Annotated in this window: 7 protein-coding genes; 1 reads left to right on the forward strand and 6 read right to left on the reverse strand. The window is 54.3% G+C overall.

The window, feature by feature from the left end; genetic code table 11:
* Positions 1-215: 215 nt before the first annotated feature.
* The 6 genes from B0F88_RS18975 to B0F88_RS19000 all read right to left on the reverse strand — a co-directional run bounded on the left by B0F88_RS18975 (position 216) and on the right by B0F88_RS19000 (position 11234).
* A complete protein-coding gene (locus B0F88_RS18975; protein WP_104425512.1) occupies positions 216-1748 on the reverse strand; it encodes a complex I subunit 4 family protein in 1533 nt (510 codons plus the stop codon).
* Positions 1741-3297 carry a complex I subunit 4 family protein gene (locus tag B0F88_RS18980; RefSeq protein WP_104425513.1) on the reverse strand — a complete coding sequence of 519 codons (1557 nt, stop codon included), beginning with the start codon at positions 3295-3297 and terminating at the stop codon, positions 1741-1743. Before B0F88_RS18980 ends, B0F88_RS18975 begins: the two co-directional genes overlap by 8 nt.
* Positions 3298-3304: 7 nt before the next feature.
* Entirely contained in the window at positions 3305-4861 is a 1557-nt protein-coding gene (locus B0F88_RS18985) for an NADH-quinone oxidoreductase subunit 5 family protein (RefSeq protein ID WP_104425514.1), read from the reverse strand.
* Complete coding sequence (locus B0F88_RS18990; RefSeq protein WP_104425515.1) at positions 4861-8214, reverse strand: DUF2309 domain-containing protein; 3354 nt, start codon at positions 8212-8214, stop codon at positions 4861-4863. Before B0F88_RS18990 ends, B0F88_RS18985 begins: the two co-directional genes overlap by 1 nt.
* An 80-nt stretch (positions 8215-8294) precedes the next feature.
* The gene (locus B0F88_RS18995; protein WP_104425516.1) at positions 8295-9788 is read right to left on the reverse strand and encodes a complex I subunit 4 family protein; all 1494 of its coding nucleotides are present in this window, start codon (positions 9786-9788) and stop codon (positions 8295-8297) included.
* A gap of 570 nt (positions 9789-10358) precedes the next feature.
* Entirely contained in the window at positions 10359-11234 is an 876-nt protein-coding gene (locus B0F88_RS19000) for a LysR substrate-binding domain-containing protein (protein WP_104425517.1), read from the reverse strand.
* Between the two features lie 365 nt (positions 11235-11599).
* Between B0F88_RS19000 and katG the strand changes: the two genes are divergently transcribed.
* Positions 11600-13822, forward strand: a complete 2223-nt coding sequence (gene katG, locus B0F88_RS19005; protein ID WP_104425518.1) for a catalase/peroxidase HPI — start codon at positions 11600-11602, stop codon at positions 13820-13822.
* Positions 13823-14200: the final 378 nt, after the last annotated feature.

Genomic DNA, 14200 nt, shown 5'->3' on the forward strand with positions numbered 1-14200 from the left:
TCGTCTTTGGTCGGATTGAAAAAAGCGTGAAACTATATCAGCTAACCTTTTTCTTTTCCGATTAGTGCCGATTGCACTTATGAGTTGAATCTAAGAATACAAATATTGTCAATTTTTGGAATATAAATCCGAGGGTATAGCTCTTGAAGATGATTGCCGATGCCTGCTTGGGTTCGCTTAAGAAACAAGTTCATGTAATTAGTGCCGTTCATCTTTTACTCCCGCCCCGCCTCGCTTGCCAACACCGGCTGATCCATTATCCGGCTTAACCAGGCCTCCGCCGCGACGCGATTGGTTTTCAGCACAGTATTCGGGAAAAAACCGAATCCCAATATCAACAACGCCGACACGCACAACAGCGTCAATTCGCGTGGCCGTAAGTCCTGAACCTGTCTGACGCCGGCTTGAGTGATTGGGCCGAAGAAGGCGCGGCGCGTAAAGGACAACATATAAGCAGCACTGAGTACCGCGCCGATCAGGGCGGCGATGCTGATGCTGGGGTGCGCCAGCATGGTGCTGATTATCAGCAATAATTCGGCCGGAAAACCGGAGGTTCCGGGCAGCCCTATGCTGGCCAGCATAAATAGAAAATAAAAACAGGTCAGGCGCGGCATCGATTTAGCCAGGCCGCCCAGATGAATAACCTCGGTACTGCCCAGGCGATGCTGGATAAAACCGGCCACCAGCATCAGGGAACCGGCAATCATCGTGAAGTTCAGCAGTTGAAAAATCGCTCCCTGGATGCCCTGCATGTTCAACGACGCGACGCCGACGATGACCAAGCCGACATGGCTGACGCCGGCGTATGCCAGCAGGCGGCGCAAGTTGGTTTGTTGCAGTGCAATCAGCGCGCTGTAAACCAGCGTGACCGCGCCGAATATGCCCAGCACCCAGCTGTATTGAACGGCGGCGGAAGGCGCCAGCGGCATTGCAAAACGGATGATGCCGAAAGCGCCGAGTTTCAGGCCGGCCAGCAAGGCGGTCATTTGGGTCGGGCCTTCCATTGCGACGGTCGGCAGCCAGGTATGAAACGGCGCCAACGGCGCTTTAACCGCAAAACCGAGCAGTAATAACAAGAACACCAAGGCCTGCAAGTTATCCGGCAATGGCGTTGCCAACAATACCGGCAGGCTGAAAGCCATATTTTGAGGGATGCCGCCGCCGACTACGGTGGCGTGGTTGACCGCCAGTATGATAATCGCAAACAACAACGGCACGCCGCCAAACAGCATAAACAGCGTGTATTTCATTGCTGCGTTGCGCCGTTCCGAACCGATGCCCCATAAGCCGATCAGGAAGAAAATCGGCGGCAGGGTCAGTTCCCAGAACAAATAGAACAGCGCCATATCCAGCGCCAAAAACACGCCGATGGTGACGCCTTCCAATGCCAGCAACAAGGCAAAATGAAAACGGGTCAGGTGCTGCACCGAGTTCCATGAGGCGATGATCGCCATTAATGTCAGCAATGCGGACATCGGCAAGAACAACACTGAAATACCGTCCACGCCAATCAGGTATTCAATATTCAGGCTGGGTATCCAGGCATAGTGTTCGACCAGCTGGAAGTCATTGCCAAGGCCGGCGTTAAACAACGCCGTCACCGCCAGTGTCGCGGTTAGTTCCAGCGCGGCGAACAACAGCGCAATGTTTTTGGCCAGCCGGATATTGCGGACAACTACGGCAGCAAGCGCACCGAACAAAGGCAGAAAAATAATCAGGCTTAAAACGGGAAAACCGGCATTACTCATGTTGGCCGTCCTTGGTATCGTCGGTGGATTGATCGCCGTGTACCGGATATTGCTTCTCGATAGCGGCGGCGTCCTGGTCTATAAAATTCAGCCACGGCGTCGTGTAAAAACCGGTCCCGATCAGCAGCAGGCAAATGACCGCGGTAATTAAACGCTCTTTCCAGACCGGATGGTGCGAACAGCTGTAGGGTTGTTCGGCGCGTTTAGGATTCGCCATAAACATCCGCTGGAAAGCCCATAGCAGGAAAGCTGCGGACATCACGTTGCCGACCAAAATAGCGATGGCGAGCAGCCAGCCGTCTTCCTCAATAATCCCTTCGACAAGCAAATGCGCCGCATCAAATCCCGGCGTACCGGGCATGACCATCGTGCTCAGCGCGGAAATCATGAACAGCACGGCCAGCGTTGCGTTGGTGTCGAACAGCCCACCCAAGCGCGGTAGAAACGCGGTGCGGGTGCGCTCGTAAATCAGGCCGACGCTGAACAGCATGCCCGCCATCGCCAGACCGTATGCGACCGACAGCAACAGACTGCCTTCCAGGCCGTTTGCGTTAAAACAGAATGCGCCAATAACCAGCATGCCCGTTTGGCTGATAACCGCAAAAGCCAGCAAGCGGCGGATATTAATCTGCATCAGCGCCAGCAACGCGCCGTAAAAAATGCTGATCAGCCCCAGCGTCACCACAAATCCGGCCCATTGTTCGGCAACGCCGGGCACCATCGGCAAAATGAAACGGATGGCCGCATAAATACCCAGTTTCAAACCCACCAGGAAAATAACCGCGCTGGCGACCGTGCCTTGCTCGGCCAGCACCGGCAACCAGCCGTGAAACGGAAACAGCGGCATGCGGATCGCAAAGCCGAAAAACAGCAATATAAAAATCAAGACCTCATCGTGTAAATAAGCGTTGTTTTCCTTTATCGTCAGCCAATCGAAAGTCAAGGGATGCGAGGCATCGATTAAGCCGAAAGCCAGCAACATAAAACCGGTCAGCGACATCAGCAAACCGCTGCCCCAGTATTGCAGCAATTGCACGGCCACCCAGCGCCGGTTTTGCCCGGTTCCGGCATGAATCGTCAACAGCACCACAGGAACCAATTCCAGTACGCACCAAAACCAGAATTGCAGCACATTCAATGCGACAAAAGCGCCGATCAATACGCCTTCATAGCCTAACAGGCAGGCGATAAACAGCCGGTCGGCCGCATGCCGGGTAATCAGGGTATAAATTAACGCCAGCAAGGTCAAAACGGCGGTCAGCGGAATAAATAAAATATTCGTCCCGTCAACGCCGACACGGTAACTGAGACCGGCAAAATGGGCCTGTTCAACCAGATGAATGCCGGGACTGGCGGAATCGAACACAGTCAGCAGATAGAAGCTGAGCGATACCGTCAACAGCGCCCCGGAAAATCCGAAACGCAGTGCAACTGTCGATGAGCGTGAAAACAAAACGGCGATCATGGCCGCCAGCGGAACCAGCGTCAGCGTCGTGAGCAGCGGGAAAGCCGCCGATTCCGGCCAATGGGTAACTGTTGTAATATTCATCAGAGCCTCAAAATGCAACCAGCAATGTTATACAGACAAACAACACCAGATAGCGGGGTCTGAGTACTGATTGTTCAAACGTATTGGCGATATGTCCAAGCCGGCGGCCGTAATCAATCGCGCCTCTGCCGGCGCCGCGCAGCACAAAATGTTCTTCGAACCAGTGTACGAAGGCCGCCGTCAATTCGGTCAGTTTTCCGGCCAGGCCGCTGCCGTTGGCGAATTTATCGGAATCGTTATCCAGTTGCGCGCCGATCATCCGTTCTTCCAGTTGCGCCAGCGACGATATTGACCGGATCGCAGGCCCGGCTCCGCCCATGACCCGGTCAACGATATGATCGTCGAAATAGCTCAGATCGTGCGCCAGACTGCGTATCGGTTTGACCAGCGCCCAGTCGGTCATCTGATCCAGCCAGAAACGCTGTAATGAGGCGACATAAAGCCAAGTGCGGACGTTGCGCGGAGGCGTTTCTTCGCATAGGCCATGCACATGGTGCATCAGCGAAGGCGCTGCCAGGAACTGATAGCCCCGAACCACCGCATGAGCGCAAAGATGCCAGCCGGCCAGTTGCCAAAATCCCAAACCGCATTCAAGGAACATCAAGCCCAATTGGCCGGATGCCGCAAAAATCAACGAGCTTTTAACATCGGTCTGGGTCAGTCCAACCACAAAACTATAAACAGCCGTGCTCAGGCCGACTACAGCGACCACCCCCATAGCCAGCGGCGCAAGTTCGAAAACCGGCCTCAGCAAAATGACCAGATAAACGCCGGCATGCACCATGACCGCACCGTAAAATACCGCACTCGACGGAGTGGGGCCTTCCATTGACCTCGCCAGCCAGGGAGAGAAAGGCAGCTGCGCCGATTTGGCAAAGGCGGCGACCGCAAAACACAGCGCAATCGCCGCGGCGTCACCCGGAGGCAGCTGAGCGATTGCATCATTGAGAGCGCTCCAGTCGACGCTGCCGGTCCAGGCGTAGCTTAAGCTCAAGCCCAGAATAAAACCGATGTCGCCGATACGGTTGGTAACAAAGACGCGCGTCGCATTGGCGGCGGCAACCGGGCGATCGTAAGCGTAGGCTATCAACAAGTAGGAGCATAAGCCCGCAACTTCCCAGCCGATGAAAGTGCCGACGGCATTGCCCGATAACACCAGCAGCAGTATGGCCGAAGCGAACAGACTCAGGATGAAAAAGAACCGGTGAAAACCCGCTTCCCGGTGCATGTAATTGATTGAAAAACAGGCGACGATGGCTAACAGCACTGAAAACAGAGCGGCTAAACGGACGTTTAAACCGCTGGTGATAAAGTTGACCTCGATTTTCAGCGTATCGCTGCTCAGCCATTGCCCGACAAGGAATGAGCCGGTATTTTTGCCCAGTAAATCGGCGCCCAGCAAGGTCAAGGCCAACAGAGTGGACATGATGATCGCCCAGCTTGCAATATCGGCTGTCGTGCTTTCGCCGTCTTCACCGCGGATTACGCCGAACAGATGACCTATGCCGATAACGGCAGCGGCGGCCAACGGCAATAAGGGAATTAAAATGACTAAGGCATCCATTACGCTGCTCCAAACCGTTCAGGCTGTCTGATCAATACAGGCGCTACCGGTAGCGTTTGACCCCGGTAGCACTCCGTTGAGTTATCGCGAATCGGCAGATCTTTCGCCTCGGCTTGCCACTGCACGAATCCCGTACCCGTTTGGAACAGATAAATCTTGCCGCTATCCGGGTCTTTGGCGCTCAGATGCACCCAGCCGCCGCCGACCAGTTCCCGTATGGATTCCTGGCGCTGATAGATTTGTTCCAGCACCGACGTTTTGGCTTCGACCAGGATTTGCAGGCGCATCGGTTCGTGAATTTCCACCATCTGCCTAGGCAGGCCGGTGCGTAAATCGCTGGACGCGCCTTCCATGACGCCGAACAGGCCGGTCACATTGTGCGGCACTTTGGTGCCGCAGCCGAAACGTTCGTTATTAACGGTGGAAAAATAATATTCCAGATTAATACCCGCACCAACCGGGGCCACTGCCAGCAAAATACCTTCCAGCACTTTACCGTCAGGGTCTTGAGTCGGATCGTAGGAAATCAGAAATACCCGGCGATCAAAGAAAGCGCCTTGCGTTAAAGAACGGCGACCGACGACCGCCGAAGCGTTAGTCGCATGGCCAAGTTCAGGCCGCGCTTGGGAAAAATCGGCCGCGCGCGCTTCTATATGCGTCAAGGCCTGGTCGGGTGTCGGGTTACGGGGGGCCGACGCCAGCCTGCGGCAACGTTCGTGCGCCGACATCTGCTGGGCGTGCCGTAATTCCTGCTGTAGCTTGCTTAACCCGGCCAGTCGTTCGGCTGGAAGCTGATCGAGGTCGTACCAGTTGATTTCTTCATTGCAGGTGTTGTGTTCGGCGCCGATAAACCAGGTATCGGACGGAATAGCGATGCCGCGTTCCGCCAACAGCTCGCGTATTTCAGGACGATTAGCCATCGCCGCAAACACCCTGGCATTCGGCCCGCCGTGCCGACCGCTGCACGCGCCGCAATCGTAAGCCGCCAAGTGCGGGTTATTCTGGCTGATCGAGCCGTGTCCCATCAGCACGACCAGTTCCGAGAATCCGTAGGTCAGGCCGGTATTGCGCAAAAAGCCCGCAACCCGGTCGGCCTGTTCGCTATCGGTAAAACCCAGTTTGGGACGCTCCGGCGCAGCAACCGTTGTTTCATCGGTAGAAGTAAACAGCAGCTCTGTCTTAACCTCCGGCGATACCCGCTTAGCTATGCCGGAAACCAGGCTTTGCTGGGGTTTGGGCAGCAGCGATTTGGCCAATAATCCGGCTAAAGTAACCGGCGCAATCGCGTCGATAACCGGATGCGACGACAACAGGTTACGGCGCAAACTCTGATGCACCAGATTGGCAAACCATTGGTTCAACATACGGCCACGGTTATGCTTGAGCAATACGGATTCGCTACCCGGTTGGGGGACTTCCTGAACTTCATGCGCTGGCGTCACCACCACCGGGCACAGCGGCGTTACCTTGCTGTCGTCGAGGCCCTTGTAATTCATTGCAACGCCGAAAAATCCGGCAGCGCCCAAGGTCTCAATAGCGGGATTGAGCTCTTCAAGATGGCGGCGAATGCTTTCTTCCCGGTCGTCCATGCAGAAGATGATTTGCGAGTCGGGACGATCTCCCCGCTCGGCCCAGCGGCCGCGATGATGATTGGCGCGCACCGCCTGGAAAAAATCCTCCCGATAATGATGCTCGTAAGCGATCAGCCAGACTTTGCCGCGCTCGGTCGGCGTGAACTCATCCAGCACGGTCAACATCGCTTGTAGATCTTCGGTAGCCAGCTGTTTCAGGTCGGCGGCGTTAAGTCCCAGATGCTGACATAAGCGGAACAAGCGCCAACCGCTGTTATGTGGTGCATGTACGGGCTGTTTGTCCGCGATCGGGCTGCACTGCCAGGTACAAATCAAATCGGCGAGTTGTTGCCAGTCGCTGCGGTCATAACGTTCGGACCCGGCGTGCAAAGTCAGCGATTCCGCCCGGTGAGCCAGATATTCCGGCAAGTCGCCCTGGTACAGTCGGCTGCGTACCATGAATTCAGACAGGTTTTTACGGAAATAGCCGTGAATTGAGCTGAGCTTGGCCTCGATTTTCCAGGTGTCGCGGCAAACCTGGTTCAGCCACAGCCGATCCAGGGTCAGGCGGATAGCCAGATAATCGGCCAGCGTCGGCTTGGCGTCATTGGCGGCATGGTAATGGGGGTGATGCTGCCGCCAGTTGACCAGCCCCGACCAGCCGGGTATCTCAAGCGCCAGCCTGCGAAGATAGCCTTCCCATTGCGTTTGCGGTATTTCCAGGTGCTCGAGTTGCAGGATGATGGTATCGACTGGATCTTCGGGCAGTTCGGCGATAATTTGCTGCCAGTCCGGCAGCTCGTGCAAAAAGGGGTTGGCGTCATACTTTGCCGTTGCGCGCCAGGCGGCGTAAAGACCCAGCCGGCTGCGTTCGGGCAATTGCCATGCCGCCAGGCCTTCATCCAGGCCGGAGGCGCAAAAGCGTATCAGTTGCGGCCTGATCGAATCGAGGATGTCGGTGCCGGTCAATGCCAGAATGAAACTGCGCAAGCTGATATTGCCGCCTATTTCCTCTTCGAGCAGTTTATCCAATGCCGCTCTTGCCCGTTGCTGCATTTGCTGATGTGTTATCGCCAGGGATGGTGTGTATGCCGAAAATCTGTCGGGAACAGATTCGGCAATCGCCAGGGATGGCGTGTATGCCGTAAGCCTGTCGGGAGCAGGCTCGGCGGATTCGCTATTTCGGTTATTTTGCTCCAGCCAGTCTTCGGCCTGTTCCACCGACAAATCCAGCATGTTTTCCGGGTGTAAAGCCGCCTGCTCCAAGCCGAGCTTGGTTAAAATGCTTTCCCATAAGCGCCGGATCACCTTGCGGTCGGCCGCAAGCAAGCGCTGCCGAACCGGCTCCGGCACATCGGCCTGCACCGCGTCCAACGCGGCCAATTCCTCTATTTGCCAGTTCAACTGGCTGACGCTGACCGCCGACAAATCGAATAACAGCGCAATGCGGTAAATAGCCTGCCGGGTGATGGCTTTGTCTTTTAACGAGCAAACGATGTGTTCTGCCTGCAAGTGCGGGTACTGTGCAAATGCGGCGGACAAGTCGGAATCGTTTATGCGCCCCTGACGGTAGAAATCGCGGTTTTGCGCTTCGGGAAGATAGCCGCAAATACCGGTCAGGGCTTCGAATTCCGCCAGCGCCTGGTCAAACGGCAGATGCTGGAAACCATGCAAAGTGTTGTGATGCACGAAATCGAGTATCGGCGCCTGTCCAGGCAAGACGTGATCCAGATGGTTTAGCGCAGTGATTATTTGCTCACGTAAATTGTGTGGCTTTTGCATCGTGTTATTTGGGGTTTTATTTAAAATTTAGCATGCGGATTTATAAACGGATCGGTGCAATCTGTTGTATTTGCTCTCCATCACTGCAAAATCCGTTGACTGATGACCGCGTTCATCTGGCCGATGGTCGCGGCGGACAAATCAAGCAGCGGCGAAGGCATCAGGCCGAACAATACGGCGCTGCCGGCCAGTATTCCGGCGGCCAGTAACTCCGGCGCCCTCAGGTCCTCGATCTGTTGCATCTGCGGTTTTACCGGTCCGGTAAACAACAGGCTGATGGTGCGTATCGCGTAGGCGGCTCCGACTAAAATGCTGACGCTGAAAAATATCATTACGCCCAGCCCTAAGCCGACGCCGCTCGATGAACTAAATCCGCCGATCAGCGTATGCAGTTCGGCAATAAAGCCGATTGAACCCGGCAGGCCCATCGCCGCCAATAAAGTCAAGGTCATGAACAGCGCAAAGCGCGGCATCACCTGAATCAGCGAGCTGTAATCCTGAATATTGCGGGTATGGGTGCGCTCATACAGCAGGCCGACCAGCAGAAACAGCGCTCCGGCAATCAGGCCGTGAGCGGACATTTGCAGTACCGCGCCGGTAATGCCGATTTGGTTCAAGGTCGCAATGCCCAACAACACCATGCCCATGTGGCTGATCGAAGAATAGGCGACCATGGCTTTAAGGTCGCTTTGCCTCCAGGCTAAGAGACCGCCGTACAACATGCCGAACAAGCCCAGGAAAATAAGGAAGGGCTGCAACAGTTTTGCGGCCTCGGGCAGCATCACCACCGCCCGGATCAATCCGTAAGCGCCCATTTTCAGCAAAATACCGGACAGCAAAATACTGACCGGACTGGGCGCTTCGACATGCGCCAGCGGCAGCCAGCCGTGCAGAGGGAAAATCGGCATCTTGACGCCGAAACCGATCACGAAACCCAGCAGCACCAAAACCTGCTCAATCCTGGGCATGTCCTGCGCCGCCTGATGCATCGAGGACATCAAAGAGCCGCCGTGCTGAAGATCGTACTGGCTGACCGCCAACAGGCTGATCAGCATGAAAATCGAGCCGCCCATCGTGTACAGCACAAAGTTAAGGCTGGCCGTATGCCGCCGCTTGCCGCCCCAGCGGTCAATCAGGAAGAACAGCGGGATTAAAGTCACTTCCCAGAAGATATAGAACAAGGCCCAATCCTGCGCCAAAAACACGCCCAGCATGCCGAATTCGAGCAACAGTATGCAGATATGATAACCCTTGACGCTGGTGGATACGGTGAATGAGGCCAGCAACGCTATCGACGTCAGCAAGGTCGCCAACACCAGCATCGGCATCGACAAGCCGTCTACGCCCAACGCATAAGCGCTGCCCAATTTAGGGTTAAGCGGGAAATATTCATTAAACTGCAATTCCGCATCGTGGGCGTTATAAATGCTTAACAGCCAGCAGACTAGAAAAAAGGCGATAGCGGCAAACAGATGTGCGGTGTAACGGATTAATTGAGTGTTCCGGCCTGGAGTTAAAGCCAGCAGAAAGACCCCGGCGGCCGGAGTCCAGAGCAGTATGCTGAGAATCCCCATGGTTTTAGTGTTCCTTATGCTCTATATGTCTGGTAGTTTCAAGGGTTAGCAATTGTACGTTAAGGCCGGGGTAGTGCAAGCATTAACCTTGCGCTATCTATCGTCTTTTAACATTTTTTACCGATCATGACAGGCTGCAACAAGCAGAGTCTAAAAGCCAGCCATGTTATTTGATGGCTTTTTAAGCGGGCATGTTTCGGCTAAGGCAGTTTAACATTGCAACCTTTCAATAGCCTTTCAAGGTCAATGCGGGGTGGGGAGCAGGGCTAATTTACCGGATTGTTTTGAGAGCGTGGAGTTCAGTCAATAACTGTGCGCGAGATGAATATTATCTGTTGGTTTGCTTGGCAGGAATCGGCCAATTTGCGACATTCAGGTAGCTGAAAAAAGATTGTTCACCAACGGCTGGTTTTGGTTGTGAAGCTGACTTCTATGTTCAGACTCCGTGATTCCAGCCATTGCGCACTGGGCGCAACAAACGTCGGTAATAAGCAAGATAGGGTGAGTTATCTGCCGCCAGCTTCCGCTTTAGTCGCGATAACGCAATTATCCGGATTTCAGAAATGAAGCTCAGGGTACCGGTTTATAAGCCAGCAGTTTGGCCAATGTCTCAAGAATCGCGCTACGGGGATGAGCTCGCTGCCAAACCAGTGCAATAATCCTGCTGGGTCGCTGACGGATGGCGATATAACGAATGTCGTTATCCTCGGGTTGAACGGCAACGGAAGGCATCAGCGTGACTCCGACGCCGTTCTTGACCATGAAACGTAGGGTTTCCAGACTGGAAGCCCGGAAGTCGTGCTCCACGAATCGGGAAGGGTCGCATAACTTCAAGGCCTGATCCCGCAAACAATGCCCCTCATCCAGTAGCAGCAAATCTTCCTTGGCTGCCATGTTGAGGTCCACTTCCTCCAAGCGGGCCAACGGATGATCAGCACATACGGCCAGGGTAAACGGGTCTTCAAACAGTGTTCGGCATTCCAGTAGTTCATGCTCTACCGGCAAGGCCAGCAACGCCGCATCCAGTTTTTTGTCGAGTAGCAACCGAATGAGCGAATCGGTCTTTTCTTCGACCAGTTGTAGTTTCAGCTCAGGAAAATGTTGCTTGATGCGGAACACATATTCCGGCAGCACATAACTCGCTAGAGAGGGGAAGGCCCCTAACGACAGCATGTTGCGATGCCGATCGCCGACGTGGGCGGCGGTTTGCCGGATGCTTTGAATGTCGGCTAGTATTCTTCGCGCAATGGGCAAAATTTCTTGGCAGGCGTCCGTCAGCTCCACACTATTTTTCTCGCGCACGAACAAGTCCACGCCCAGATAATCCTCAAGCTTTTTGATCTGCGTGCTCAAGGTTGGCTGACCGATAGAGCACTGGCCGGCCGCCTGACTGAAATTTCTTAAATCCGCTACCGCCACGAGGTAGCTCAAGTCACGCAAGTTCATCGATTGTTATCCGTTTAAAAGTGAGTTGCTCGGCACAACTCAAAATGGTACCACATTGCGGTTGCGCCTTATTGATTTGAAAAATAGCGCTATCGATGAAATCAATTTCAAAAAGAATGCCTTATCCGGTTTAATGCGTTTGCCGAAATTACTATTTGCCAGAGTCTAAACCCCTGGATTTGAGATTTAATGAAGAAGATAGTTTTAAAACTAAAATCGGCAGTGCCGTGTTGAACAGCTGATGCGTCTTCGTGACGATGAACAGGGTGATTAAGTTGCTGGTTTTATTAGTCGACAGCATCTAAACTGAAGCGTCTACGGCATGTTTTTTCGCATTATCCCACAACAAGGAACATAGGTGTTTTATGAAAACGAAACAAACTTTCCTGGCTTCCGCACTGGCAGTAGCTATATCCGCAGTGTTGACCGCCAATCCGGTTCTGGCCGAGTCGCAACCGACGATGAACAGTTTTTGGTGGCCGGAACAACTGGACCTGAAACCCTTGCGCCAGAACTCGGTTGAGTCCAACCCACTGGGCAAGGCGTTCAACTATGCCGAACAATTCAAAACCGTCGACCTCAAAGCGGTGAAAAAAGACATCGCCAGTGTACTGCATGCGTCCCAACCCTGGTGGCCGGCGGACTACGGCAATTACGGCCCGTTTTTCATCCGCATGGCCTGGCATAGTGCCGGCGTTTATCGGATCTTTGACGGGCGCGGAGGCGCTTCCGGCGGCCAGCAACGCTTCGAACCACTCAACAGTTGGCCGGATAACGTCAATCTGGACAAGGCCCGGCGCCTGTTGTGGCCCGTGAAGCAAAAGTACGGCGCCAAGCTTTCCTGGGCCGATTTGATGGTGCTGGCCGGTAACGTCGCGTTGGAAGAGATGGGGTTCAATACGATAGGCTTTGCCGGCGGCCGGGCCGATGACTGGGAAGCCGAGATGGTCAATTGGGGAACGGAAAAGAAATTTCTTGCCGACGAGCGCCACGATGCCAAAGGTGAACTGGCGAAACCGTTGGCCGCCGTGCAAATGGGGCTGATCTATGTCAACCCGGAAGGGCCTGGCGGTAACCCTGATCCATTGGCGGCCGCCAAGCATATCCGCGAAGCCTTCGGCCGGATGGCGATGAACGACGAAGAAACGGTGGCCCTGATCGCCGGTGGGCATACCTTCGGCAAGGCGCACGGCGCGCATAAGCCGGACGAATGCGTCGGCAAGGAACCGGCCGCCGCCGGTATTGAAGAGCAAGGGCTGGGTTGGGCCAACAAATGCGGCAGCGGCCATGGCGTCGACACCGTTAGCAGCGGTTTGGAGGGAGCTTGGTCGACCAATCCGACCCGTTGGACGCATGATTACTTGACGTGGCTGTATACCTTTGATTGGGAAACCACCAAGAGCCCGGCCGGTGCGACGCAATGGATTCCCAAGGAAGGCAAAGGCGACAACTTTGTACCGGACGCCCACGATCCTAACAAACGCCACGCGCCGATCATGTTTACGACCGATATTGCTTTGAAAACGGACCCGGAGTATCAAAAAATCTCCAAGCGCTTCCTCGATAATCCCAAGGAATTCGAGGCGGCGTTTGCCAAGGCGTGGTTCAAGCTGACCCACCGCGATATGGGACCCAAGGCCCGCTACGTCGGTGCCGAAGTGCCTGCCGAAGACTTTATCTGGCAAGATCCTATCCCCAAAGTCGATCACAAGTTGATCGACGCCAAGGATATCGCCAAATTGAAGTCGACCATTCTGGACTCGGATTTAACGATTTCGGAACTGGTCAGGACGGCGTGGGCTTCCGCGGCGACCTTTCGCGGTACCGACATGCGCGGCGGCGCCAATGGCGCGCGCATTCGCTTGGCCCCTCAAAAGAATTGGGAAGTCAACGATCCCGCCGAACTGGCCAAGGTACTGACTCGCCTGGAAACGATCCAAAACGACTTTAACCGCACGCTGAAAGGCGGCAAGAAAGTGTCGCTCGCCGACGTGATCGTGCTCGGCGGCTCGGCGGCTGTGGAAGAAGCCGCGAAGAAAGCCGGTTTCAAAGTGCAGGTGTCGTTCAAACCAGGCCGTATGGATGCCGCGCAGGAACAAACCGATGCCAAGTCTATCGCGGTGTTGGAGCCCAAAGCGGACGGCTTCCGCAATTACTTTAGCAAGGATAATGCGCATTCGCCGGCGGAAATGCTGGTCGAACGCGCAAACTTCCTGACCTTGAGCGTACCCGAAATGACGGCGCTGGTTGGCGGCATGCGGGCGCTGGATGCCAACGCCGGACATACGCAGCATGGCGTATTCACCAACCGGCCAGGCGTACTGAGTAACGATTTCTTCGTCAACCTGCTCGATATGTCGACCAAATGGACCAAGTCGTCATCGGAGGGTATTTATGAGGGTCGGGACCGGGCAAATGACCAGGTTAAATGGACGGCTACTCCAGTCGATCTGATTTTTGGCTCCAACTCCGAGTTGCGTGCGGTTGCTGAACTCTATGCCTCGGACGACGCCAAAGAGAAGTTCGTGCAGGACTTTGTCAATGCATGGGGCAAAGTGATGCACTTGGATCGTTTTGACAAACTCTGACCTTGGCGTAATAGGAACCCAACTTGACTACAATTAAGTCAAGTTGGGCGCTCTGCTAAACCAAATGACTGGAATACCAGCAGAATCGGACAATCGGTAACATTTAATCCCAATGTGTCTCCTTAGGGTTGTAATCCCAATCCCAATAAGTTCGCATATTATCCCTTCTCCAGCGGGAGAAGGTTAGGTTGAGGGGGTTCAAATAAAAACTTATTGGGATTGGTATTAAGTTGACTATCGTTGCCAGATTTAACTTAACTGAAAGCCGCTTTTAATTCATACACTTAGATTCAACTCATAAGTGCAATCGGCACTAATCGGAAAAGAAAAAGGTTAGCTGATATAGTTTCACGCTTTTTTCAATCCGACCAAAGACGA

The organism is Methylobacter tundripaludum (genome assembly GCF_002934365.1).
GTDB lineage: Bacteria > Pseudomonadota > Gammaproteobacteria > Methylococcales > Methylomonadaceae > Methylobacter_A > Methylobacter_A tundripaludum_A.